Here is a 23,847-nt window from a genome sequence, read left to right on the forward strand (position 1 = left end):
GACCTACTTCGCGAGCGCGAAGTCGAACGGCACGTCAGCGTTCGACACGTACTCGGTGATGTCATTGCTGAACACGACGGTCTGCACGGGCTGGACGAGCGGAATGAACGGTCCGGCCTCGGTGGCCGCGGCGAACGCGGTTTCGTACGCGGCACCGCGTGCATCTCCTGAAGCCGCTGCGGCCTCGGTGAAGAGAGCGGTCACGGCGTCATCGGTGACCCAGCCTGCGTTTTCGGCAGATGATCCGCCCGGCGCGAAGACCAGGTAGTTCGTGGGGTCCGGGAAGTCGGCGCCCCAGTTGCCGATGCCCATCTCCTGTTTTCCCGCACGCGCTCGCTCGAGGGTCGTAGCGGAGGGCGACGGGTTCAATTCGAGGTTGATGCCGGCTTCCTTGAGCTGCGCCTGGAGCGATTCCGCGATCAGGGCCAGGTTCACGCCGTTGACGCTCTTGTCGGTCGCATAGCTGAAGGGCACGACTTCGCCGGTGTATCCCGCCTGCTCGAGCAGCGCCTTCGCCTTCTCAAGGTCACGCTCGGGCGCTTCGCTTGCGGGGCGGGCACCGAGGAACTCATTCGGGATCACGCTCGCCATCCGCTGCGCACCCTCACCCGAGAATTCGAGGATCTTGTCGTAGTCGATCGCGTAGCGAACCGCGGCACGGAAATCCTCGTTCGCAGTGATGCCGCCGACATCGGGGTTGTCGTTGGCTGCGATGTAGATGCTCTTCGTCGAGGGGAGCGAGGCGATCTGGGCGGCTCCCTCGGGAAGGTTCGCCACCTGATCGGGACTCAGATCGAGCACGACATGGGCCTGCCCCGACTGGATGTCGGTGAGCTGGGTGTCGGCGGTGACGTTGTTGATCACGACGCGCTTATACGCCGGCTCGGGGCCCGTGTAGTGCTCGTTGTACGCGAGCACGACACTGTTCTCGGCGTCGTAGCTCTCGACCTTGTACGGTCCAGACCCTTGCGAGTTGTTGTTGAGGAACTGCTCGGCGTCGTCGGAGGCGTCGGTGCTCCCCCCATTGGCCTGCACCTCTTTCGCGCTGACCACACCGAGGTTCGGGTTCGGAAGGATGAACGGGAGAGCCGGATTCGGAATCTCGCTGGTCAGCGCGATCGTGCCGTCGTCGACCTTCTCGACGGTGACCCCGTCGAGATAGAACGAGGGATTTCCGTTGACGCCCTGCAACCGCTGGTATGAGAAGACGATGTCGTCCACCGTCACCGGGTCGCCGTTCGAGAACGTCGCATCGATGTCATCGCAGTGCAGTGTCGTGACAAGGTTGTCATCCGATATCTCGTACGAGCAGAGGCCGTCACTCGGCTCCGAGAGATCGCCATCGATGAATTTCAGTGCGGTCTGATAGATCGCCTTGTCGATCGTGATTCCGGTGAACTCGAACTGACGAGCCGGGTCGATGGATTGCAGGCTGAAGTTCGTCTCGACGACCAGCGTTTCGCCGCCGCCCTCACCACCATTTTCGCCGCCACCGGCGCATGCCACCATCGTGACCGCAAGTCCCGTCGCCGCAAGGACCGACATGAGCACTCGGGGAGTTCGCTTCATTGCTGACCTATTCTTCCTTCGTTACCTGAGCAAATCAGCCCTTACGCTATCCGTCCGCGCTCTGCATTTCAATGAAATCTGAGAAACTTTCTCAAAGGATACGTCTCGTATCATCATCACGTGAAACTCCCGTGGCAGTAGAATATGAGCTTTCGCATTCGAACCTTACTCTCGTTACGCTACGCAACTTTGCGTCCCCTCACCGTGAGCAGGGCTCTCCTCTTACTCCTCGAGCGCGCGACCCGCGTGCTCCACAAGCCCTCAGGTCGCTGCGGCGCCGGTCACGAAGTTCACTGCGAGCCCGACGAAGCGAGAGCGTCGCCGATGCTGGAGGATGAACACGACTCGGTGCGTTCGCGCCCAGACGCTCAGCATCACGACGATTGGAGAATCGTGGCAGTACCTGCCGACTGGATCGAGCATCGCCGCGGCGACGGTGAACTGCTCGGGTGGATGCGCCCCGAGGGCGAGGGCTTCGTCGTCATCGACCTACTCGGTCGGCCACTGACCGACGCGATCGACTGGCTGAGCGCCGAGGAGACGCTCGAGTCGACGGGCATCGGCTATCTCGCCGATCTCTACGAACTGCGCCTCGACGACGGCCGATGGCTTCGTGTGCGCATCACCGAGGTCTCCTCGGCGGTGCTCAAGCTGAAGAAAGACGACTTCGGCGCCATCGATGCGCCCGCGCTTCACTACGAGTTGCCGTTCCCGACCGACGACCGGCTCCGCCCCCTGACCGGCGAGCGAGCGTTCATCCTCGACCTGTGATCGACTGACCGACGTCAGGAAGCGGCAGCAGGCTCCACGACGCGTGCGAGTAGCTCCACCAGCAAGCGCTCGGTCAACTTCGGCGGCAGCGCACCGACGAGTGCGAGCACGGGGGCGAGCCGGTCGGGCAGCGCACCCTCGGCACCAGACGGCAGGGTGTCGTCGGCCGCAGCGCCGCCGCCGCTACCACCGCCCAGCAGGCCGAACGCGCGCAGCAGCGCCGCCGCGCTCTCCGAGTCGAGACCAGCGGATGCCGCGGCGAGCGCGGCGATGCCACCCGGCAACGACTCCGCGAGCCCGGCCAGGAGCACGGCGCCGTCGACGGCCGGCTCGCCGCGCACCGCGTCGGCCGCGGCGACCAGCACGGCCGAGAGATCGGGCACGACGGCCTCCGTCACCGGCGTCACCGTGAGGTGCGTGGTGTGCGGCAGGCGAGTGCCGTCGGCCTGAGTGAGACCGGGCTGCAGTTGCAGGTGCCAGCCCTCGGCACGCGCGGCATCCGCCCAGTGATGCGGATCGACCCGGCGCGAGGCCGGCACGCTCTCGTCGGTCGCGACGGCGAAGAGCGGCCCGGTCGGCGCGCCCACCACCCGCAAACCCTCGATGCCGTCGACGACTGCGCGGAGCGCATCCGTCGCGCGCGCGGTGCGCGCGACGAGCGACGTGAAGCCGTCTTCGCCGAGCGCCTCGGTGATCGCCCACGCCGCTGCGAGCGGACCGGCGGGCTTCGAGCCCGTGAGTGTCGGGTTGACGACGGGGTATCCGGGCCAGGCGGTGGTCGCGAAGTACTGGTGGCGCTGGCGGTCGCGCCCACGCGTGAGCAGCACCGAGACGCCCTTCGGCGCATAGCCGTACTTGTGCAGGTCGGCCGAGATACTCGTGACGCCCGGCACCCGCAAGTCCCACGCCGGCAGTGATTCGGGCCAGAAGGCGAGCGCGAACCCGCCGATGCAGGCGTCGACGTGCAGTGCGATGCCCCGCCTCGCCGCGATCGCCGCGACATCGACCACGGGGTCGAGGCCTGCGAACGGATACGAGGGCGCGCTCACCACGACGAGCGCGACGTCGTCGCCCAGGCGTTCCTCGAGCGCGGCCACGGAGACCGCACCCGTGTCGGGATCGACGGGCACCAGGTCGAGCTCGAGGCCGAAGTACTCAGCGGCCTTGTGGAAGGCCGCGTGCACGGTGACCGGCGCGACGATGCGCGGCACCCGCGGGGAACCCGCGCGGGCCTCTCGCCACGCGTCACGTGCCGACTTCACCGCGAGCAGGCAACTCTCGGTGCCGCCCGAGGTGACCGAACCGACGATGTCGTCGTCACCGGCGCCGCCCAGCACTCGCCGGGCGAAGCCGACGAGACCCGACTCCATCACGGCGACCGAGGTGAACGTCGTCGGGTCGAGGCCGTTCACGGGTTGCACGAGACGAGCGGCGCGGGCCGCGAGCTCGTCGAGCTCCGGCAATCCCGAGTCGTAGACGTACGAGAGCACGCGGCCCCCGTGAGTCGGCGCATCGGCGGCGCGCAGCGCCTCGAGTTCGACGAGGATATCGGATGCCTCGCGCCTGAAGCCGAGCATCATGCCACCACCGTTTCGTTCGCCGCCGCGGCATCCGCTTGGATGTCGCCGCGTCTGAGCGGATATCGACGAATCGCGACGAGGCTCGCCGCGACGAGCAGTGCGGGGATCACGCTGAAGCTGATCGCGATGCCGACGACGGCCGCCGGCGATTGCGTGACCGCCTCCGAACCGGTCGACTCGACGTACCCCGTGATCGCGAGCACGATGGTGAGCACCGTCGCGCCGAGCGCCATGCCGGCGGTCTCCCCGGCAGTCCAGACTCCGCCGAAGCTGCCGGCGCGCCCGACGCCGTGCGTGCGGGCGTCGTGCGAGATGACGTCGGGCAGCATGGCCATCGGCAACGACTGCATGCCCGCATAGCCGGCACCCGCGAGCGCGACCGGGAGGTACACCCAGGCGCCCGGTGCCCAGATCATGCCGACGAGGGTCAGCGCGGCGAGGCCGAAAAGTGTGCTCGCGAACGCGAACCCGCGCTCCTTGCCGACGCGCGCCGCGACCGCCTGCCAGACCGGCGCGCACAACACGGCCGGTGCGATGAGCGCGACGAAGAGCAGGGTCACGGCGCGCTCGTCGCGGAGCACCCAGGTCGCCACGAACTGGGCTCCCGCGAGCATGAGTCCCGTTGCGAGCCCCTGAAGTACGAACGCGGCGAGCAGGGTGCGGAACGCCGCACTTCGACGCAGTGCGGCGAGGCCCTCGGCGTAGCCGGCGCGGATGTCGCGCCCCGGCGGGGCATCCGTGGAAGCGATGCCCTTCGCCGCCGTTGACGTCGCGACGAACATGCCCGCCGCGATCACGAGACCGGCGACGAGTGCCATCACGAGGTAGCCGGTGTGCTCGTCAGCGAACGCAGCCCGGAGTTCGGGTCCGCCCGCTCCGAAGAACAGGATCGCGATCGTCAGCACTACGACTCGCCACGTCAGCAGCCGCGTGCGTGCGTCGTAGTCGGCGGTGAGCTCGGCGGGCAGTGCGATGTAGGGCACCTGGAAGAGACTGAACGCCGTGGCCGTCGCGAGGAAGGCGACGAAGACCCAGATGCCGGATGCCGCGGGCGCGAGCCCCGCCGGAACCGCGAAGGTCGCGACGAACCCGATGGGAAGAGCGAGAGCGCCGACCACCATCCATGTGCGCCGGGTGCCCGTGCGGGCGAGCGCACGGTCGCTGCGTTCGCCGATCCACGGGTCGATCACGACGTCCCACACCTTCGCGGCGGTGACGACGAGACCGGCGATGAGCGCGGTCACGCCGAGCGTGTCGGTCAGGTAGTACACGAGCACGAGCCCGGGCAGCGTCGCGAAGCCACCGGTGCCGATGGAACCGATCGCGTACCGGGTCACGACACCGCGGGAAATACTTCGCTCCATTGCGGCCATGGAGGCAGTGTACTCACCCGACGGCGAAGTGGGTCACTTGTCCTAGACTGTGCCCATGCGCGCCCCCACGGCCTCCCCTGAACTGTTCGAGAGCCTCACCGACGATGTCGTCGCCTCCGGCTCCGAGACCATCCCCGTGCCGACACCCTCGACCGGCGAGACGCTGCACGAGCTGCCGCGCTCGAGCGCCGACGACGTGCTCGACTCCGTCGCTCGCGCTCGTCTCGCGCAGCTCGCCTGGTCCCGAGCCGGTTTCGCCGAACGCCGACGCGTGCTGCTGCGCGCACACGACCTCATCCTCGAGCGTCGGGATCTGCTTGTCGACCTCATCCAGCTCGAGAGCGGCAAGACCCGCGGTCAGGCGTTCGAAGAGATCTTCGGCGCGGTCTCGGTCATCCGGTACAACGCACTCGCCGCACGGCGCGTGCTCGGCGGCCGCCGGGTGCGTTCAGGACTGCCGGGCTTGGCGACCACCCGTGTGCGATTCAGCCCCAAGGGCGTCGCGGGCGTCATCACTCCGTGGAACTTCGCGTTCAGTCTCGCCGCCATGGACGTCGCGCCGGCGCTCGCGGCCGGTTGCGGCGTCGTGCAGAAGGCCGACGACCAGGGTGCGCTCTCGATTCTCGCCCTGCGCCGGGCATTCATCGACGCGGGCGTGCCTGCGGCGTTGTGGGCGGTCGTCACCGGCCCGGGCTCCGAAATCGGCGAAGCGCTGACGGATGTCGCCGACTACATCTGCTTCACCGGTTCGACCGCGACCGGCCGCACCATCGGCGAGAAGGCAGGCCGACGGCTCGTCGGCGCTTCGCTCGAACTCGGCGGCAAGAACGCCCTCCTCGTGCTCGACGACGTCAACCCCGTGACGGCAGCGGCGAACGCCGCACACGCTGCATTCTCAGCGATGGGCCAGCTCTGCGTTTCGGTCGAGCGCATCTACGTGCATCAGAAGGTCGCCGGCCCATTCCAGCGCGCCCTCGTCGACTGGCTCCGGAGCGCGAAACTCGGCTCCGGATTGGGCTTCGACGCCGACTTCGGATCGCTCGCGAGCGCCGATCAGCTCGCGCGAGTGCAGGCCCACCTCGACGACGCGATCTCCAAGGGCGCGACCGTGCTCGTCGGCGGCAACCACCGGCCAGACGTCGGTCCGTGGTTCTTCGAACCGACAGTGCTGACCGGTGTCACCCCCGAGATGCATGTCTACGCCGAGGAGACCTTCGGCGCGATCGCCTCGCTCTACCTCGTCGGCAGCGACGAAGAGGCAGTGCTCGCCGCGAACACGAACGAGTACGGCCTGAACGCGGCCGTCTTCACTGCCTCGGCCCGTCGCGCGCGCCGTGTCGCCGACGCCCTCCAGGCGGGCAGCATCAATATCAACGAGGGCTACCGGGGTTCATTCGCTTCGATGGCTGCGCCGATGGGCGGGGTCAAGCAGTCCGGCCTCGGCCGGCGCAATGGCGAGGCGGGCCTCCTCCGCTTCGTCGAGCCGGTCACGATCTCGTCGGCCACCGGACTGATTCAGCTGCCGCGCACCGCGCACGAGTACGAACAGCTGGCGCCGCTCCTCGTGCTCTTGGCCCAGGCTCTGAAGGCGCTGCGCAGACGCTGAGTCGGCTCGGTGCCGACCCTGACGCGGTGCCGATCAAGTCGCTTCGGAGTCGAACGGTGCCGTCTCGTCGGCGCCGAGCGGTTCGCGCTTCCGCCCGCGCTGCAGGTATGGGGAGTTCTCATCGACTGATGCGCGAGCCACCACGGGTGCCGCCTTCTCGTCGGCGAAGGGGTCGGCGTCGGTCAGTGCCTCACGGATGATGCGGCGCGGATCGTACTGGCGCGGGTCGAGCTTCTTCCAGTCGACGTCGTCGAAGTCGGTGCCCATCTCGTCGCGCATGCGGTCTTTCGCGCCGTTGGCCATGTCGCGCAACGATCGCACGAGACGACCGAGTTGGGCCGCATAGTGCGGCAGCCGCTCGGGCCCGAGCAGGAAGACGGCGATCACCCCGATGATGAGGAGCTTCTCGAACGTCAGACCGAACACCCCTACAGGATAGTCGGCGGCGAGGCGTGCAGAGACCGTGTCGCCCGCGCTCTAGGCTTAGGGGCTGGAAGAGTCATCCCGGGAGCCGCCACGTGTCCGATCACGACCTGAACTGGAAGTACGTCGACGACTCGGTCGCCGTGCCCGAGTCGATCGCCAAGGCGCGCCAACAGTCACTCGAGCTCGGCATCGAACCGGTCTCGCCCGCTGTGGGCGCGCAACTCGCCGTGCTCGCTGCCGCCTCACGCGCCCAGTCGATCATCGAGGTCGGCACCGGCGTCGGCGTCTCGGGGCTGTGGATGCTCCAGACTGCGCGCCGGGCACTGCTGACCTCGATCGACACCGAGACCGAGTATCAACAGCATGCCCGCCAGCACTTCGCCGATGCCGGCATCGCGGCCGCTCGCGTTCGCCTGATAGCCGGGCGCGCGGGCGAGGTGCTGCCGCGAATGAACGAGAGCTCGTACGACATCGTCTTCATCGACGCCGACGCGCCGTCGGTCATCGAGTACGCCGAGCACGGACTGCGCCTCGCCAAGCCCGGCGGCATCGTGCTCGTGGCTCGCGCGCTCTGGAAGGGTCGAGTCGCCGACCCGGCACGCCGCGACGAGTCGGCGAGCGCCTATCGCACGCTCGTCGCGGAACTCGCGACCTCGACTGCCGTCGCGACGGCCATCTCGCCGGCGGGCGACGGCCTGCTGCAGATCGTGAAGCTCGGCGCCTGACACGCGGTCCGACTTGACCTCAACAGAGGTTGAAGTTGGAGACTCACCGAATGGAAGCAATTCGCCTGCACTCGTTCGGCCCGCCTGAGAACCTCGTCCTCGAACAGGTTCCCGACCCCGCACCCGGCCCCGACCGAGTCATGATCTCGGTGCGCGCTCACGGTGTGCATCTGCTCGACACCACGCTGCGCCGGGGCGAGAGCGGCGGCCCGCTCGGGCTGCCGACGCTGCCGACGATTCCTGGCCGCGAAGTGGGCGGCACTGTCATCGAGGTCGGCGAGGGGGTCGACCCTGCGTGGATCGGGCGGCGCGTCGCCGCACATCTCGGCGCAACGCCCGATGGCGGCGGGTACGCACGCCTGGCCGTCGCGCCGGTCGAGGCGCTGCATCCGATTCCCCTCGGACTCGACGAGGCGGATGCGGTCGCGATGATCGGAACCGGTCGGATGGCGGCGTACACGCTCGAGATCGCCGCGCTCCGCCACGATGACATCGTGGTCGTGACGGCTGCGGCCGGCGGCCTCGGATCGCTCTTCGTGCAGGCAGCCCTCGACGCGGGCGCGCGCGTGCTGGCACTCGTCGGTGGTGACGCGAAGGTGGGGGTCGTCGAGTCGCTCGCCCCCGATGCCGGGGCACGCCTGAACGTCGTCGACTACCGGCATGCCGATTGGCTGCCGACGGCCAGAACCGCACTCGGCATTGCTGCCGACGATGACGATGCAGCGCATTCCGCGGCCGGCAAAGTGGGAGCCACCGTCGTCTTCGACGCCGTCGGTGGCGAACTCGGGTCCGCGGCCGCGTCGCTACTCACCTCTGGCGGTCGGCTCGTCGTCTACGGCTGGGCATCAGGGGCGGCGAACCCGTTCGCCGACTCCGACCGGGCCGCGGCCGCCGGCATCGACGTGCTCCCAGCGGTCGGCCCCGGCGCGCCCCGACCCGGCGACATGCGCCCGTATCAGGAGCGTGCACTCGCGCTTGCAGCCGCGGGCACGTGGCAGGTGGTGACCCACCGGGTACCGCTCGCCGAAGCCGCGCGAGCCCACCGCGAGCTGGAGGAGCGCCGGACCACGGGCAAAGTGGTGCTCGTCTGACGGTCGGTGAAACGACTCGAGCCCCGAGGTGACTCGGGGCTCGACTCGAGGAGTGATGTTGACTCAGGCGGGCTTCACGACGCCACCGAGGACGTCGTGCAGCTCCTTGGCCTCAGCGTCGTTCACCGAGACGACGAGGCGGCCTCCACCTTCGAGCGGAACTCGAACGATGATGAGCCGACCCTCCTTCACAGCCTCCATTGGCCCGTCTCCGGTGCGTGGCTTCATGGCCGCCATTGAGCTCCCCTTTCGTGGCTGAGCTTCCATTATCGGCCATTACAGGCGGTGCTGGGAAATCGCCGCGAGTTTGTGGACAACCTGGTTGAACCGATTCGACAGCTCGAGGGTGAGGTCGAGGCAGCGGATTCATGCTCCGATCAGGGCGGCGTCCAGTCGCGGCCGTCAATCCCCCATGCGATGAGCAGCCAGCCCAGTTGCAATATGAGGGAAAGCGCTACCACGCCCCAGCGGTACCAACCGGCTCGCGGCTGCGCCAACGCGCCCACGAGGGGGAACATCGGGGCCAGGATGCGGAAGGTGCTCGATTGCGGGAAGAATACCGCGAGGAGGTACAGCGCGTAACTCGCCAGCCACAGCCGGAGGTCGATGCCGAGCCGCCGCACCGCCGGCAGAAGCAGCACGAGCGCGAACCCGATAATGAGCGCAGCCACCGCGATCGTTCCGAACGGCTGGCCCAGCCACCAGTCGCCCGACTGGAACCAGGCTGTGAACGGCACGAGTTCCTGGTAGCCGATGTAGGCCGATCGCCAGGCGAGCTCGGTGGCGGTGTACCCGTGCAGGTCACCGGTCACGACCCAGACGACGCCCGGCCATGCCAGGCCGATGAGCCCCGTGAACACGGCGACGGATGCCGCGAGCACACGTTCCCGCATCGGGAACGGGTCGCCCTTGCGTGAGAACCACCGCCACAGCCAGTGCAGTCCGAGGGTGAGCGCGAACGCGAGCGCCCCGGGGCGCGTGAACGCCCACACGGTGATCACGGGCACGAGCCATCCGTAGCGTCGATCGACGAGCAGGAGCAGCGCGAGGGCGAGCCACAGGAGGCCGAGGGATTCGGCGTAACCGAACTGCATGATCGGCGACGCCGGTGCCACCGAGAAGAGCACGACCGCGAAGAGCGCCCGGTCGGGCTCCATGAAGCGCGACATCAGTCGGTGCACGACGAGGGCGGCACCGAGTCCGGCGAGCAGGGCGATGATGGCGGATGCCGCATTCCACGGCACCCCGAACCAGGTCACGACTCCCACGAGCAGCGGGTAGACGGGGAGGAACGCCCACGCGTTCTCGGCGACGTGCCCCGTCTCGGTGAGCGGGAGCTCCTGCGGATAGCCGCCGAGCCAGATGATCTGGTACCACCTGGCATCCCAGAGGTTGGCGTACTCGAAGTAGCCGGGTTTCGCTCCGGTCCACGGGTTCGCCCCCTGCACGCTCGCCATGACGAGCACCATCACCGTCGTGATCGCGCGCGCGCCGAGGTAGATGAGCGCGACTTTCGCCCACCAGGGCGCGATTCGCCAACGCACGCGAGGTGACCATCGCGTCACGCGGAACGGGTCGGGTTCGCGGATCGCGGCCGACGACGTGTTCATGCGTGCCTCGTTCGGATCGTGCCGCTCAGGCGGTCGTGCCGGTCAGCCAGGCTCGGAGCGCGAGCTCGGTGTGCCGGATCTGCGACACCTCCACCCGCTCGTCGTCGGCGTGCGCCTTGAGCGGGTCGCCGGGGCCGAAGTTCACCGCCGGGATGCCGAGGGCGCTGAAGCGCGCGACATCCGTCCAGCCGTATTTGGGGTGCGCCTCGGCGCCGACGGCGTGCACGAACTGTTGCGCGAGCGGGTCGTCGAGTCCGGGTCGTGCGCCTGCTGCGCTGTCGACGATCGCGACGTCGAAGCCGGCGAAGAACTCGCGCACGAAATCGGATGCCTCGGCGACGCTGCGGCTCGGCGCGAAGCGGTAGTTCACGGTGAGCACGGCGTCGTCGGGGATCACGTTGCCCGCGATGCCGCCCGAGACGAGCACAGCGTTCAGCCCCTCGCGGTAGGCGAGGCCGTCGACCTCGACGGTCTCGGCCTGGTACTCGGCGAGGCGAGTGAGCGCCGGAGCGAGCTTGTGGATCGCGTTCTCGCCGACCCAGCTGCGCGCCGAGTGCGCCCGCAGCCCGGTTGTGCGCACCTCCGCACGGAGGGTGCCGTTGCATCCGCCCTCGACCTGGCCGTTGGAGGGTTCGCCGAGGATGGCGAAGTCGGCCTCGAGGAGGTCGGGTCGGGTGCCGGCCAGTAGGCCGAGCCCGTTGAGGTCGGCAGCCACCTCTTCGTTGTCGTACCAGAGCCAGGTGAGGTCGACGACGGGCGAGGCGAGTTCGAGTGCGAGCTTCAGCTGCACGGCGACCCCAGCCTTCATGTCGACCGTGCCGCGGCCCCAGAGGTACTCGACGCCGTCGATCGTCTCGAACCGCGTCGGCAGATTGTCGTTGATCGGCACGGTGTCGAGGTGCCCGGCGATCGCAACCCGCCGTTCTCGGCCGAGGTCCGTCCGCGCGACGACGGTGTTGCCTGAGCGGATGATCTCGAGGTGGGATGCCCCGGCGAGCGCCTGCTCGACGAGGTCGGCGAGCAGAGATTCATCGCCCGATACGCTCGGCACGTCGCAGATCGCGCGAGTGATGGCGACGGAATCGGCTGACAGGTCGAGCGGCGGCACGGTCGGCACGGGAGGCATGCCCTCGATTCTACGGTCGCGCTCGCTGCGCTCGTCGAAGCGCAAGTTTGCGCGACACGTCCCCTGCAGCCGGCTCAGAGAACGGGGCCGATACGCTGGACGCATGCCCGCGAACGACGACTCCAACCCGCCCCGCATCGCCCGGGGGGCTGCACTCATCACGGTCGCGGGCGATGGCACCGTGCTCGACGCCTGGTTCCCGGCACCGTCCCTCGGCGGCGACACCGCCACCCCGCTCTCAGCCGAGCACGTCGCGCTCGCCGGAGCCGACGAACGCCGTGGCGTCACCATCGAGGCCGTCGACGTCACGATCGATCTCGACGCTCCGCCCGCCGGCACCACCGACGCCTACCTCCGCCTCCACGTGCTCTCGCACCTGCTCGCAGCACCGAACACCGTGAACCTCGACGGCATTTTCGCGCACCTGCCCGCCGTCGTCTGGACGAACGCGGGCCCGGTGCATCCGAAGGACTTCGACCGTTTGCGGCCCGCCCTGCAGCGCGCCGGCATCCAGGCGACGGGCCTCGACAAGTTCCCGCGCCTGCTGGATTACGTCACTCCCGACCGGGTGCGGATCGCGGATGCCGCTCGGGTGCGCCTCGGCGCGCACCTCGCTCCCGGCACCACGGTCATGCACGAGGGCTTCGTGAACTTCAACGCCGGCACGCTCGGCACCTCGATGGTCGAGGGCCGCATCTCCCAGGGCGTCGTCGTCGGCGACGGCTCCGACATCGGCGGCGGCGCGTCGATCATGGGCACCCTCTCCGGCGGTGGCACCCAGCGTGTCAGGATCGGCGAACGTGCGCTGCTCGGAGCGAATTCCGGCATCGGCATCTCGATCGGCGACGACAGCGTCGTCGAGGCCGGCCTCTACGTGACCGCGGGCACCAAGGTCGTGCTGCTCGGCGGGGCGGGCGAGCGACCCAGCACCGTGAAGGCCGTCGTGCTCTCGGGGGTGCCCAACCTCCTCTTCCGTCGCAACTCGCTGAACGGTCAGGTCGAGGCCATCTCCCGCACCGGCGAGGGCATACTGCTGAACGCATCACTGCACGCCTAGCGGCCGGCGAGGTGTCGATCGCTCGCTGCGCTCGCTCCTCAACCCACTGGGGTCAGCACACATCACAGCCCTGCAACGACCCGCCGCAACGCGCGCCGTCTCGGCTACAGTTGGTGACTCGGGCCGCCATGTGGCGGCCCCTCGTCTTGCGCATCACGAAGGAGTGGCGTGGGTACCGACGCACCGAGAACCCGCCGGCATCGGGGAGTGAGCTTCCTCATCGGCCTGCTCGTCACCGTGCTCGTGCTCACCGTCGTGGCGGCGGGGGTCGGCTGGTGGACGGTGCAGCGATCGTTCCCGACGACGAGTGGTCGCATCGAAGTTCCGGGCCTCACCGCGGAGGCCACCGTATACCGCGACGATGCCGGCATCCCGCAGCTCTACGCCGAAACCGACCACGACCTCTTCTTCGCCCAGGGGTATGTGCATGCCCAAGACCGGTTCTGGGAGATGGACTTCCGCCGCCACGTCACCGCGGGCCGTCTCGCCGAGCTGTTCGGCGAGTCGCAGGTCGGCACCGATGCATTCATCCGCACCCTCGATTGGCGTGGCATCGCCGAGCAGGAGTACGGCTTGCTCGACGAGGTGTCGAAGGCGTACTACGACGCCTACGCCGAGGGCGTGAACGCCTACCTCGCCGAGCGCAGCGGCGCCGACCTCTCCCTCGAGTACGCCGTGCTCGGTCTGCAGCGGCCGGGCTACTCCCCCGAACCATGGTCGGGCGTCGACTCGATCGCGTGGCTGAAGGCGATGGCGTGGGACCTCCGCTCGAACCTCGGCGACGAGATCGATCGAGCGCTCCTGTCGACGGTGCTCCCGCCCGAAGAGGTGGCACGACTCCATCCCGATTTCGCCTGGGGGCAGATGCCGACGATCATGGGCCCGCCGCCCGTTGCGGCGCCGGCAGCGCTCTCGGTCACACCGCTGGCCGCGGCCGACGACGAGTCGAGCGAGGGCGAGTCGAGCGAGGGCGAGTCGAGCGAGACGGATGCTCCGGCGGCATCCGGGCTCGACGCCGACTACGCTGCTGCACTCACGAGCCTCAGTGCGGCGATCGACGGAGTGCCCGAGATGCTCGGGCCCGAGGGCGGCGACCTCGGTTCGAACTCGTGGGTCGTCTCCGGCGCTCTGACCGAATCCGGGCTGCCCCTGCTCGCCAACGATCCGCACCTCGGCCCGGCCATGCCCTCCATCTGGACGCAGATGGGCCTGCACTGCGTCGCGATCACCGACGAGTGCGGGTTCGACGTCGCGGGGTACTCCTTCTCGGGCCTGCCCGGCATCATCATCGGGCAGAACGACAGCATCGCGTGGGGGTTCACCAACCTCGGACCCGACGTCGCCGACCTCTATCTCGAGCGCGTCGACGGCGACGCGTACGAGCTCGACGGCGCCCTCATACCACTCGAACTCCGCGAGGAGACGATCGAGGTTGCGGGCGGCGATCCCGTCACGATCACCGTACGATCCACCGCACGCGGACCGATCGTCACCGACATCGGCGAGGACTTCAGCAGGCTCGCGAGTGAGTTCCCGGCAGCATCGGGCCAGGCCGATGGGCAGTACGCGGTCTCCATGCAGTGGACCGCGCTGACAGCAGGCAAGACGGCCGGTGCGATCTTCGCGCTCGACCGCGCGCGCGACTGGAATGCGTTCCGAGCGGCCGCGGCACTCTTCGACGTGCCGGCGCAGAACCTCGTCTACGCCGACATCGCCGGCAACATCGGCTACCAGGCACCAGGCCGCGTCCCGGTGCGAAAGTCGGGCGACGGCACAATGCCCCTGCCCGGTTGGACGAGCGCCAACGGGTGGGCGGGAACCATCCCCTTCGACGAACTCCCGTCGGAACTGAATCCCGCCGCGGGCTACATCGTCACGGCCAACAACGCCGCAGCCGGCCCCGACGGGCCGATGCTCACGAAGGACTGGGACTACGGCTACCGCGCCGCCGGCATCGACCGCCTCCTCACGGAGCAGATCGACTCCGGAGAGAAACTCACCGTCGACTCGCTCGCCGAGATCCAACTCGACACGAGTGACGCGAATGCCGAGGCGTTCCTCCCGGTGATCGCGTCGCTCGACCTCATCGGCGATGCCGGGCACGGAGCCGACCTCCTCCGCGGCTGGGATGGCACGGCGGACGCCGACAGTGCGCAGGCCGCGTATTTCGCAGTCTTCTGGCGCACCCTGCTCGACGACATGTTCGGCGACCTTCCCGAGGCGACTCGACCCCAGGGCGGCGACCGGTGGTTCGACGTCGTGGGCACCCTCCTCGACGAACCGGATTCGACCTGGTGGACGGACGAGGACCAAGACGTCAGCGGCCGTGACGCGATGATCGCGCACGCGCTCGGCGCGGCTTGGCGCGAGTCGGCGAACCGCATGGGATCCAACTCCGACACCTGGCGCTGGGGCCGCTTGCACACCCTGACGCTCACCAGCCAGAGCTTCGGCGAGTCGGGCATCGCCCCGATCGAGTGGCTCTTCAACCGCGGCCCCTACGAACTCGGCGGCGGCTCGGCGATCGTCAACGCGATCGGCTGGGACGCGAGCGTCGGCTACGGCGTCGACTGGGTGCCATCGATGCGCATGGTCGTCGACCTCGACGACCGCGATGCGTCTCGCTGGATCAACCTCACGGGCGCGTCAGGTCATGCCTTCCACGCGAACTACGCCGACCAGGCCCCGCTCTGGCAGCACGGCGAGCTTCGCGACTGGGCGTTCACCGCCGACGCCGTGAAAGTGAGCGCCCGCGACACCCTGACGCTGACGCCGGGCGGCTGAGACGGCGAACGCCCGCCGAACAGGGAGACGTATCGAGCCCGCCGAAGGCTGGTCTCGATACGCTCGCTGGCGCTCGCTACTCGACCGGCGAGGTACTCAGAACGCTGAGTAGCTCAGGCCGAGGGGTAGTGCCGCTCGGCCTCGCCGATGTACAACTGCTGCGGGCGACCGATCTTCGTCTGCGGGTCGAGGTTCATCTCGCGCCAGTGCGCCATCCAGCCGGGCAGTCGGCCGATCGCGAAGAGCACCGTGAACATGCGCGTGGGGAAACCCATCGCCTTGTAGATGACACCCGTGTAGAAATCGACGTTCGGGTAGAGGCGTCGCTCTTTGAAGTAGTCGTCTTGCAGGGCGAACTGCTCGAGTTCTTTCGCGATGTCGAGCAGCGGGTCGGCCACGCCGAGCCCCGCGAGCACCTCGTCGGCCGACTGCTTGACGATCGTCGCGCGGGGGTCGTAGTTCTTGTAGACGCGGTGCCCGAAGCCCATGAGCTTGACACCATCTTCTTTGTTCTTCACGCGCTCGACGAACTTCTCGACGCCTTCACCGGAGTCGCGGATGCGGGCGAGCATCTGCAGCACCGCTTCGTTCGCGCCGCCGTGCAACGGGCCCGAGAGCGCCTGGATGCCCGCGGAGATCGAGGCATAGAGGTTCGCACCGGTCGAGCCGACGAGCCGCACCGTCGACGTCGACGCGTTCTGCTCGTGGTCTTCGTGCAGAATCAGCAACCGGTCGAGCGCGGTGGAGAGCACCGGGTCGACCTGGAACGGCTCGGCCATGTTGCCGAAGTTGAGCTTCAGGAAATTGTCGACGAACGACAGCGAATTGTCGGGGTAGAGGAACGCCTGCCCGACCGACTTCTTGTGCGCGTACGCGGCGATGACCGGCAGCTTCGCGAGAAGGCGCACCATCGTCAGCTCGACCTGCTCGGGGTCGTGCGAGTCCGAGGAGTCTTCGTAGTACGTCGAGAGCGCCGACACGGCACTCGAGAGCACCGACATCGGGTGAGCCGTGTGGGGCAGTGAGGAGAAGAAGCGCTTGAGGTCTTCATGCAGCAGCGTGTGGTGCCGGATCTTCTCATCGAATTCGCCGAGCTGATCGGCCGTCGGCAGTTCGCCGTAGATGAGCAGCCACGCGACTTCGAGGAACGTCGAGTTCGCCGCGACCTCTTCGATCGGGTACCCGCGATAGCGGAGGATGCCCTGCTCGCCGTCGATGTAGGTGATCGCCGATCGCGTCGAGGCGGTGTTCACGAACCCGTAGTCGAGCGCGGTGAGTCCGGTCTGACGAGTCAGCGTCGACACGTCGATGCTCGGGTTGCCCTGCACAGCGGCGCGGACGGGGAATTCGGCGGTGGTGCCGCCGAAGCTGAGGGTGGCGGTCTGGGGGTTCTCCCCTGCCGCACTGTTCACGACGTCGCTCACGGCGCCTCCTGTGATCGTCACTTGCGCGGTCACCTGCTTTCCGGGCATGACCGTTAGGGGCGGTCCACGGCCCGACTACAGCCTAGACGCGCTCCGAGCACACTGTTGCATCCGCCAATAGATCAGGGCATCCATTGGCGGTGATCACAAGACGGGCGATGAAACGGCCCAGCGAGCGGATGTCACGCCGCAGCGGCGGCCCCGAGTCGCCTGGCGGCCGCCTCGACCCGCTCATCGCTCGCGGTCAGCGAGAGCCGAACATGCTCGGGGTAGTGAACGCCGTAGAAATGGCCCGGACCGGCCACGATGCCGAGGTCGGCGAGGCGCCCGATCGAATCCCAGGCATCGCGACCCTCGGTCGCCCAGAGGTAGAGCCCCGCTTCGCTGCGGTCGATACGGAACCCCGCCGTCTCGAGAGCAGGCTTCAGAAGTGCGCGACGGGCCCGGTATCGCTCCTTCTGCACGAAAACGTGCTCGTCGTCGCGGAGCGCTGCGAGCATCGCCGCCTGCAGCGGCTGCGGGACCATCAGTCCGGCGTGCTTGCGCACCGTCGTGAGGCGACCGATGACTGTGCTGCAGCCGGCGACGAACGCGGTACGGTAGCCGGCCATGTTCGACTGCTTCGACAGCGAGTATGCGACGAGCGTGTTGCGGCGGCTCTCGCCGATCACCCGCGGGTCGAGCAGGCTCGGCACAGGGGCATCCGCCCATTCGCCCTCCCACCCGAGCTCGGCGTAGCATTCGTCGCTCACGATGACCGCGCCGAGATCGAGCGCCCGCTGACGCGCAGTACGCAGCTCCTCGATCGTGAGCACGCGGCCGTCGGGGTTGCCCGGGCTGTTCAGCCAGACGAGCTTGGTGGCGGCGGGCCATTCGGCCGGGTCATCGGAGGCCATCACCGTCGCACCGACGAGCACGGCGCCCATCTCGTAGCTCGGGTACGCGGCACGCGGGTGCACGACGACGTCCCCCTCGCCGAGTCCGAGGAGGAACGGCAGGAGGGCGACGAGCTCTTTGGAACCCACCGTCGGCAGCACGTTCGCCTCGGCGAGCCCGGTCACGCCGCGGCGACGCGCGAACCAGTCGACGATGGCGGCGCGGAGCTCTCGGGTGCCCGTCGTCTGCGGGTAGGCGTGCGCGTCGCTCGCCTTCGCGAGCGCTTCGCGCACGAGCACCGGCGTCGGGTCGACGGGTGACCCGATCGACAGGTCGACGACCCCATCGGGGTGGACTGCGGCACGCTCACGATACGGCGCCATGAGGTCCCACGGGTAGTCGGGCAGCTCGCCGCGCGCCATGCTCAGTGCGCCTGGGGAGGAAGCACCGCGATCACCGGGTGATCCTTCGGGATGACGCCGATCTTCGCCGCGCCGCCGGGCGAACCGATGTCGTCGAAGAACTCGACGTTGGCCTTGTAGTAGTCGGCCCACATCTCAGGGAGGTCGTCTTCGTAGTAGATCGCCTCGACGGGGCACACGGGCTCGCACGCCCCGCAGTCGACGCACTCGTCGGGGTGGATGTAGAGCGAACGCTCGCCCTCGTAGATGCAGTCGACAGGACACTCGTCGATGCACGCACGGTCTTTCACGTCGACGCACGGAAGGGCGATCACATAGGTCACGGTGGTTCGCTGTCCCTTCGGAAGGCTGGAACTCCAGTCTAAGCGTCGCGCGGCCGCGCCGATGGCAGCTTCGGCCAGGCGACCACGAACACCGCGATGAGCGCGGGCGCGATCGACCACACCGTGCCGGTGAGATCTCCGACGATGATCACGGACCCGCCGGGGCCCGGCAGCGTGAGCACGGCGACCGCGACGATGATGCCCGCGGCCGCAGCGGCGGCGGCGAACCGACCGCCCGCGACCAGGCGCATTCCGAGGAGCAGCGCCGCGACGCCGACGAGCGCTGCGACGAGCCCCAGTGGAATCGTGAGGTCTACGATCTGCAGGGTCATGCGGTGGCCGACCGTTGCGAGGGCGCCGTAGACAAGCCCGATCAGGAACGAGATGACGACGGTGCCGATGCGGTTCGCCGCCTTCGTCATTGCGGCTGCTGCGTCACCGTGTACGAGACGGTATCGCCGTCACCGGCCACGAGCACGAAGTACTCGCCATTCGAGAAGACCATGGCGTCGGCACCTTCGCCTGACAGGCTCGTGTCCTTCGTGAACCCTGCAGCCTCGAGGGCGCTCGCGGCGTCGGCGACCGGCTCGGCGGCCGTCGAAGTGATCATGACGATCCAGCCTTCACTGCCGCCGGCACCGGCGGCGAACGCGATCTCGCCGTCGATCAGCGCGACCGGCTCGGGGAAGTCGGCGGGCAACTCGCCGCCGAGACTCACCTCGCCACCCGTCGCGTCTTCGACGGCGTCTTCGAGGCCCTTGTCCACGAGGTCGCCCGGGTTCGGGAAGCAGCCCGACAGGAGCGTCATGGTCACGGCCACGATCGCCGCGGCGGTGCCCACGCGACGACGCGTACTGGAGTGTCGCATGGCTGGCTCCTCTGGTGCGAGCGATCAGGTGAAGAGTTCGGGGAACGGCGGAACGCAAGCATCCGCACCCTCGATCGAATTCTACCCGCCCCGCCGGGTGGGGGCGATGGCGTACCGTGGACCGGGACACGGAACGGACCGTGCGGGAAGGATCGACGACGATGGCCGAAACCGGTACCGAGGCATCCGCACCCGAAGTCCGCGTGGAACGCGACGACACTCTTGCGATCGTGACGATCGATCGGCCCAAGGCACTGAACGCCCTCTCGCCCGCCGTGCTGACGGCGCTCGACGGGGCATTCGAAGCCCTCGCCGCCGGTGGCCCCGCCGTGCGCGGCGTGATCCTCACGGGCGCCGGCGGCCGCGCGTTCGTCGCCGGCGCCGACATCCGTGCCATGGCCGACTTCACTCCGGAGCAGGGCGAGGAGACGGCGCGGCTCGGTCACCGTGTCGCGGACGCCATCGAACGCCTGCCCGCTCCGGTCATCGCCTGCGTCGACGGATTCGCGCTCGGCGGCGGTCTCGAGCTCGCCCTCGCCTGCGATTTCATCTACGCGACGGATGCCTCGATCTTCGGCCAGCCCGAAGCTCACCTCGGTCTCATCCCCGGTTTCGGTGGAACGGTGCGCCTGCCCCGCGCCGTGGGCCTCGCCCGGGCGAAGGAACTCATCTACACCGGCCGGCGCATCGATGCGGCCGAGGCGGCATCAGTGGGTCTCGTCAATCGCACCTTCACCGATCGCGAGTCGCTGTTCGAAGGCGCCCGGGCAACGCTCGCCGAGATCGGCGAGAACGCCGCGCCGGCGGTCGGCCTCGCGAAGCGAGTGCTCGTCACCGCGGCCGGCCGGCGCACCGAGAGCGCGAGCGAACTCGAGATCGCCGGGTTCGGCGACGCGTTCCGCACCGATGACATGCGCGAAGGCGTGGCCGCCTTCATCGAGAAACGCGAGCCGCAGTTCACTGGGGCGTGACCGGCGGGGCTCGACAGGCCCCTCTGCAGAACGATCCGTCACGTCGAATGGGTTCTGCATTCCCGGTTTCGGGCTGGGCCAGCCGGGTCAGGCGACGTGGGCGCCAAGCCAGGCGAACCCGTCGAACCGCACACCGTCGACGCCGAACATCTCGAGGTGCATGTGCGGGCCGGTCGACTGGCCGGTCGTGCCCACGAGGCCGACCTGCTGCCCGGCGACGACGCTCTGGCCCACCGAGACGGCGAGCGACCCGAGTTGCATGTGTGCGTACGAGCTCGTGACGAGTTCACCGCCGATGTTGTGCTGCACCTCGACGTTGACTCCGAGACCGCCGCCGGCCTCGGTCGCGAGCACGACCACACCGTCGGCGAGCGACATCACCGGGGTTCCGTTGCCCGGGTTGAAGTCGACCCCGTCGTGGTTCGTCGAGCAGCCGGCGCAGGGCGCGGAACGCGGGCCGAAACCCGAACTTCGACGCTCGGGAGTCAGCACGGGCCAGACGACCGCCCCGGTGTCGATGAGCGAGACGCTGCCGAGGCTCGCCACCTGCGAGGTGATCGGCGGTGGCGCTGCCTCGACGTTGTAGGCCTCGGCGGCGAGCGTCGACATCACACCGTCGCCGCCGACCTCGATGGTCTGCGGTTCGTAGTGCAGCGTGTCTTCAATCGGAGCGTAGACCGAGGCGCGCGGCTCTGCGTCGGTCGCCGTGATGGCCAGGGCGGGAACGCTCGTGGCGACCATCATCGCACCGACGAACGACATCGCCACGACGGAGAAGATCGGCCGGAACGAGGCGCGCGCTCCGCGAGGCGCGCGCGGACTGCCGGAGACGGCAGTGGTGGGCGTGGGGCGGGCAGGAGCGGGTGCGGCCGCGCGGCGGCCGTGCATGGGGGAAGGCATAGATTGAGTGCGTCGCGTATCTGTGGGGGTAGGTTCGAGACAGTTCGGGTTCGAGACAATCTCAGCTACCGTACGTAGCGACTCTGGGAGGAACCTTCGCGGAGCATGCGTGTTCCCCGAGTGCCGCTGAGAGCGGTCTCACGGCGGCCCGCCGGGAACGACGAAGCGGATGCCGCGGGCCCGTGTGGCCCGCGACATCCGCTCGCTTCACTCAGTACTGCTGCGCGCCGCTCAGCCTTGCTTCTTCAGGCGCGACGTCGCGCGAGCGCGTGCGGTGGCATCGAGCTCGACCTTGCGGATGCGCACGATCGCCGGGGTCACCTCGACGCACTCGTCTTCACGCGCGAACTCGAGGCACTGCTCGAGCGAGAGTTGACGCGACGGGGTCATCGACTCGAACGTGTCGGAGGTCGACTGGCGCATGTTCGTCAGCTTCTTCTCTTTGGTGATGTTCACGTCCATGTCGTCGCTGCGCGAGTTCTCGCCGATGACCATGCCCTCGTAGACCTCTTCGGTGGGGTTCACGAAGAAGGTCATGCGCTCCTGCAGGGCGATGATGGCGAAGGGCGTGACGACGCCGGAACGGTCGGCGACGATCGAGCCGTTGTTGCGCGTGACGATCGCGCCTGCCCACGGCTCGTAGCCGTGCGAGATCGCGTTCGCGATACCTGTGCCGCGGGTCGTCGTGAGGAACTCCGTGCGGAAGCCGATGAGGCCGCGGCTCGGCACGATGAACTCCATGCGCACCCAGCCCGTGCCGTGGTTCGCCATGTTGTCCATGCGGCCCTTGCGCCCGGCGAGCAGCTGCGTGATCGCGCCGAGGTACTCTTCGGGGGCGTCGATCGTCAGGTGCTCGTAAGGCTCGTGCACCTTGCCATCGACCTGCTTCGTGACCACCTGCGGCTTGCCCACCGTGAGTTCGAAGCCCTCGCGACGCATCTGCTCGACGAGGATGGCGAGTGCCAGTTCACCACGGCCCTGCACCTCCCACGCGTCGGGGCGGCCGACGTCGACGATCTTGAGCGAGACATTGCCGACGAGTTCGCGGTCGAGGCGGTCTTTGACCATGCGGGCAGTGAGCTTGTGACCCTTGACCTTGCCGACGAGCGGCGAGTTGTTCGTGCCGATCGTCATCGAGATGGCCGGCTCGTCGACCGCGATGATCGGCAGGGGGCGCACGTCTTCGGGGTCGGCGAGGGTGTCGCCGATCATGATGTCCGGGAAGCCCGCGACAACGGCGATGTCGCCGGGGCCGGCGCTCTCGGCCGGGTAGCGGTCGAGAGCCTTCGTGAGGAACAACTCGGTCACACGCACGTTCTCGACGGAACCGTCATGCTTCACCCAGGCCACCGTCTGGCCCTTCTTGATGGTGCCGTGGAAGACGCGGAGGAGCGCGAGCCGGCCGAGGAACGGTGACGCGTCGAGGTTCGTGACGTGCGCCTGCAGCGGGTGCTCGTCATCGTAGACGGGGGCCGGGATGTGCTCGAGGATCGCCTCGAAGAGCGGCTCGAGATCGTCGTTGTCGGGAAGCTCGCCGTTGGCCGGCTTGTGGTGACTCGCGGCGCCGTTGCGCCCCGATGCGTAGACGACGGGCACGTCGAGGATCGCGTCGAGGTCGAGGTCGGGCACGTCGTCGGCGAGGTCTGAAGCGAGACCGAGCAGCAGATCTTGGCTCTCGGCGACGACCTCATCGATGCGCGCGTCGGGGCGGTCGGTCTTGTTGACGAGCAGGATGACGGGCATGCGGGCCTCGAGCGCCTTGCGCAACACGAAACGGGTCTGCGGCAGCGGGCCCTCGCTCGCGTCCACGAGCAGCACGACACCGTCGACCATCGACAGGCCGCGCTCGACCTCACCGCCGAAGTCGGCGTGGCCGGGGGTGTCGATCACGTTGATCGTGATCGGACCGTTCGTCGCGTGCGTGCCCTTGTACGAGATCGCCGTGTTCTTGGCGAGGATCGTGATGCCCTTCTCACGCTCGAGCTCGTTCGAGTCCATGGCACGCTCTTCGAGGTGCGCGTGCGCGGCGAACGAGTCGGTCTGTCGGAGCATGGCGTCGACGAGGGTCGTCTTGCCGTGGTCGACGTGTGCGACGATCGCGACGTTGCGCAGATCGTTCCGGGTGGCGTTGGCCATAGTTGGTCCTCGAGGATGCCGGCTGCCGAGCCGCCGCCCGCCAGGCTTGCGCACGGCACAGCGACAGCGTGGAAGCGCTGAGATGTAGATCTGTGGGGAGCGCAGGATGCCGCAGTGACGGTGTGCGCCCCACTAGCCTACCCTGCCGGAGCACCCCGATGCTGGGAACGCGGAACGCCCGGCATCAGTGGGTACGGATGCCGGGCGCT

21 protein-coding genes are annotated in these 23,847 nt (G+C 68.4%); 7 read left to right on the top strand and 14 right to left on the bottom strand.

The annotated features are described in order from the left end of the window. Positions 1-3 precede the first annotated feature (3 nt). The gene (locus tag AC1C2U_RS05110) at positions 4-1,569 is read right to left on the bottom strand and encodes an ABC transporter substrate-binding protein (RefSeq protein WP_495360617.1); all 1,566 of its coding nucleotides are present in this window, start codon (positions 1,567-1,569) and stop codon (positions 4-6) included. Positions 1,570-1,962: 393 nt separating this feature from the next. On the opposite strand from AC1C2U_RS05110, the gene AC1C2U_RS05115 reads away from it, so the two are divergent. Beyond that, complete coding sequence (locus AC1C2U_RS05115) at positions 1,963-2,340, top strand: hypothetical protein (protein ID WP_495360618.1); 378 nt, start codon at positions 1,963-1,965, stop codon at positions 2,338-2,340. 14 nt (positions 2,341-2,354) lie between these two features. Here AC1C2U_RS05115 and AC1C2U_RS05120 read toward each other — a convergent pair whose 3' ends face one another. Then, positions 2,355-3,920 (bottom strand): pyridoxal phosphate-dependent decarboxylase family protein, encoded by a 1,566-nt coding sequence (locus AC1C2U_RS05120; RefSeq protein WP_495360619.1) that lies wholly within the window; start codon positions 3,918-3,920, stop codon positions 2,355-2,357. Further along, complete coding sequence (locus tag AC1C2U_RS05125; protein ID WP_495360620.1) at positions 3,917-5,293, bottom strand: MFS transporter; 1,377 nt, start codon at positions 5,291-5,293, stop codon at positions 3,917-3,919. The genes AC1C2U_RS05120 and AC1C2U_RS05125 overlap by 4 nt, the downstream gene beginning before the upstream one ends. A 55-nt stretch (positions 5,294-5,348) precedes the next feature. Between AC1C2U_RS05125 and AC1C2U_RS05130 the strand changes: the two genes are divergently transcribed. Then, a complete protein-coding gene (locus AC1C2U_RS05130) occupies positions 5,349-6,899 on the top strand; it encodes a succinic semialdehyde dehydrogenase (protein ID WP_495360621.1) in 1,551 nt (516 codons plus the stop codon). Positions 6,900-6,932: 33 nt separating this feature from the next. On the opposite strand, the gene AC1C2U_RS05135 is transcribed toward AC1C2U_RS05130, so the two are convergent. Continuing rightward, positions 6,933-7,325 carry a sec-independent translocase gene (locus AC1C2U_RS05135; RefSeq protein WP_495360622.1) on the bottom strand — a complete coding sequence of 131 codons (393 nt, stop codon included), beginning with the start codon at positions 7,323-7,325 and terminating at the stop codon, positions 6,933-6,935. 92 nt (positions 7,326-7,417) lie between these two features. Here AC1C2U_RS05135 and AC1C2U_RS05140 point away from each other — a divergent pair, with 92 nt between their 5' ends. After that, positions 7,418-8,050, top strand: a complete 633-nt coding sequence (locus tag AC1C2U_RS05140; protein ID WP_495360623.1) for an O-methyltransferase — start codon at positions 7,418-7,420, stop codon at positions 8,048-8,050. A gap of 50 nt (positions 8,051-8,100) precedes the next feature. After that, complete coding sequence (locus AC1C2U_RS05145) at positions 8,101-9,141, top strand: zinc-binding dehydrogenase (RefSeq protein ID WP_495360625.1); 1,041 nt, start codon at positions 8,101-8,103, stop codon at positions 9,139-9,141. A gap of 63 nt (positions 9,142-9,204) precedes the next feature. On the opposite strand, the gene AC1C2U_RS05150 is transcribed toward AC1C2U_RS05145, so the two are convergent. The 3 genes from AC1C2U_RS05150 to dapE all read right to left on the bottom strand — a co-directional run bounded on the left by AC1C2U_RS05150 (position 9,205) and on the right by dapE (position 11,877). Beyond that, complete coding sequence (locus tag AC1C2U_RS05150) at positions 9,205-9,378, bottom strand: DUF3117 domain-containing protein (protein WP_495353471.1); 174 nt, start codon at positions 9,376-9,378, stop codon at positions 9,205-9,207. Between the two features lie 140 nt (positions 9,379-9,518). Further along, positions 9,519-10,751 (bottom strand): hypothetical protein, encoded by a 1,233-nt coding sequence (locus AC1C2U_RS05155; RefSeq protein WP_495360626.1) that lies wholly within the window; start codon positions 10,749-10,751, stop codon positions 9,519-9,521. Between the two features lie 25 nt (positions 10,752-10,776). Further along, positions 10,777-11,877 carry a succinyl-diaminopimelate desuccinylase gene (gene dapE, locus AC1C2U_RS05160; RefSeq protein ID WP_495360627.1) on the bottom strand — a complete coding sequence of 367 codons (1,101 nt, stop codon included), beginning with the start codon at positions 11,875-11,877 and terminating at the stop codon, positions 10,777-10,779. A 103-nt stretch (positions 11,878-11,980) separates the two neighbouring features. On the opposite strand from dapE, the gene dapD reads away from it, so the two are divergent. Together dapD and AC1C2U_RS05170 are read left to right on the top strand one after the other, a co-directional pair. Next, positions 11,981-12,934, top strand: a complete 954-nt coding sequence (dapD, locus tag AC1C2U_RS05165; protein ID WP_495360628.1) for a 2,3,4,5-tetrahydropyridine-2,6-dicarboxylate N-succinyltransferase — start codon at positions 11,981-11,983, stop codon at positions 12,932-12,934. Positions 12,935-13,102: 168 nt separating this feature from the next. Beyond that, a complete protein-coding gene (locus AC1C2U_RS05170) occupies positions 13,103-15,718 on the top strand; it encodes a penicillin acylase family protein (RefSeq protein ID WP_495360629.1) in 2,616 nt (871 codons plus the stop codon). Positions 15,719-15,831: 113 nt separating this feature from the next. Here the strand turns inward: AC1C2U_RS05170 and AC1C2U_RS05175 are convergent, their stop codons facing one another. The 5 genes from AC1C2U_RS05175 to AC1C2U_RS05195 all read right to left on the bottom strand — a co-directional run bounded on the left by AC1C2U_RS05175 (position 15,832) and on the right by AC1C2U_RS05195 (position 19,631). After that, positions 15,832-17,142: a citrate synthase gene (locus AC1C2U_RS05175; RefSeq protein ID WP_495360630.1), complete on the bottom strand. Its 1,311-nt coding sequence runs from the start codon at positions 17,140-17,142 to the stop codon at positions 15,832-15,834. Positions 17,143-17,324: 182 nt separating this feature from the next. Beyond that, a complete protein-coding gene (gene dapC / locus AC1C2U_RS05180) occupies positions 17,325-18,440 on the bottom strand; it encodes a succinyldiaminopimelate transaminase (RefSeq protein WP_495360631.1) in 1,116 nt (371 codons plus the stop codon). Between the two features lie 2 nt (positions 18,441-18,442). Further along, the gene (fdxA, locus tag AC1C2U_RS05185) at positions 18,443-18,763 is read right to left on the bottom strand and encodes a ferredoxin (protein WP_056658762.1); all 321 of its coding nucleotides are present in this window, start codon (positions 18,761-18,763) and stop codon (positions 18,443-18,445) included. A 38-nt stretch (positions 18,764-18,801) separates the two neighbouring features. Continuing rightward, entirely contained in the window at positions 18,802-19,185 is a 384-nt protein-coding gene (locus AC1C2U_RS05190; protein ID WP_495360632.1) for a hypothetical protein, read from the bottom strand. Then, entirely contained in the window at positions 19,182-19,631 is a 450-nt protein-coding gene (locus AC1C2U_RS05195; RefSeq protein ID WP_495360633.1) for a hypothetical protein, read from the bottom strand. Before AC1C2U_RS05195 ends, AC1C2U_RS05190 begins: the two co-directional genes overlap by 4 nt. 161 nt (positions 19,632-19,792) lie before the next feature. On the opposite strand from AC1C2U_RS05195, the gene AC1C2U_RS05200 reads away from it, so the two are divergent. Next, on the top strand, positions 19,793-20,602 hold the full coding sequence (locus AC1C2U_RS05200) for an enoyl-CoA hydratase/isomerase family protein (RefSeq protein ID WP_495360634.1): 810 nt from the start codon (positions 19,793-19,795) through the stop codon (positions 20,600-20,602). 87 nt (positions 20,603-20,689) lie between these two features. Here AC1C2U_RS05200 and AC1C2U_RS05205 read toward each other — a convergent pair whose 3' ends face one another. Both AC1C2U_RS05205 and typA read right to left on the bottom strand, forming a co-directional pair. Beyond that, positions 20,690-21,490 carry a M23 family metallopeptidase gene (locus AC1C2U_RS05205; RefSeq protein WP_495360635.1) on the bottom strand — a complete coding sequence of 267 codons (801 nt, stop codon included), beginning with the start codon at positions 21,488-21,490 and terminating at the stop codon, positions 20,690-20,692. 243 nt (positions 21,491-21,733) lie between these two features. Beyond that, a complete protein-coding gene (typA, locus tag AC1C2U_RS05210) occupies positions 21,734-23,638 on the bottom strand; it encodes a translational GTPase TypA (protein WP_495360636.1) in 1,905 nt (634 codons plus the stop codon). Between the last annotated feature and the right edge of the window lie 209 nt (positions 23,639-23,847).

This window comes from Agromyces sp. Y575, from assembly GCF_059445445.1.

Excerpts from the sequence above, each read along its gene's own strand:
- AC1C2U_RS05110 (WP_495360617.1), bottom strand. The coding sequence starts at position 1,569 with ATGAAGCGAACTCCCCGAGTGCTCATGTCGGTCCTTGCGGCGACGGGA.
- AC1C2U_RS05120 (WP_495360619.1), bottom strand. The coding sequence starts at position 3,920 with ATGATGCTCGGCTTCAGGCGCGAGGCATCCGATATCCTCGTCGAACTC.
- AC1C2U_RS05125 (WP_495360620.1), bottom strand. The coding sequence starts at position 5,293 with ATGGCCGCAATGGAGCGAAGTATTTCCCGCGGTGTCGTGACCCGGTAC.
- AC1C2U_RS05130 (WP_495360621.1), top strand. The coding sequence starts at position 5,349 with ATGCGCGCCCCCACGGCCTCCCCTGAACTGTTCGAGAGCCTCACCGAC.
- AC1C2U_RS05145 (WP_495360625.1), top strand. The coding sequence starts at position 8,101 with ATGGAAGCAATTCGCCTGCACTCGTTCGGCCCGCCTGAGAACCTCGTC.
- AC1C2U_RS05150 (WP_495353471.1), bottom strand. The coding sequence starts at position 9,378 with ATGGCGGCCATGAAGCCACGCACCGGAGACGGGCCAATGGAGGCTGTG.
- AC1C2U_RS05155 (WP_495360626.1), bottom strand. The coding sequence starts at position 10,751 with ATGAACACGTCGTCGGCCGCGATCCGCGAACCCGACCCGTTCCGCGTG.
- dapE (WP_495360627.1), bottom strand. The coding sequence starts at position 11,877 with ATGCCTCCCGTGCCGACCGTGCCGCCGCTCGACCTGTCAGCCGATTCC.
- dapD (WP_495360628.1), top strand. The coding sequence starts at position 11,981 with ATGCCCGCGAACGACGACTCCAACCCGCCCCGCATCGCCCGGGGGGCT.
- dapC (WP_495360631.1), bottom strand. The coding sequence starts at position 18,440 with ATGGCGCGCGGCGAGCTGCCCGACTACCCGTGGGACCTCATGGCGCCG.
- AC1C2U_RS05190 (WP_495360632.1), bottom strand. The coding sequence starts at position 19,185 with ATGACGAAGGCGGCGAACCGCATCGGCACCGTCGTCATCTCGTTCCTG.
- AC1C2U_RS05195 (WP_495360633.1), bottom strand. The coding sequence starts at position 19,631 with ATGCGACACTCCAGTACGCGTCGTCGCGTGGGCACCGCCGCGGCGATC.
- AC1C2U_RS05200 (WP_495360634.1), top strand. The coding sequence starts at position 19,793 with ATGGCCGAAACCGGTACCGAGGCATCCGCACCCGAAGTCCGCGTGGAA.
- AC1C2U_RS05205 (WP_495360635.1), bottom strand. The coding sequence starts at position 21,490 with ATGCACGGCCGCCGCGCGGCCGCACCCGCTCCTGCCCGCCCCACGCCC.
- typA (WP_495360636.1), bottom strand. The coding sequence starts at position 23,638 with ATGGCCAACGCCACCCGGAACGATCTGCGCAACGTCGCGATCGTCGCA.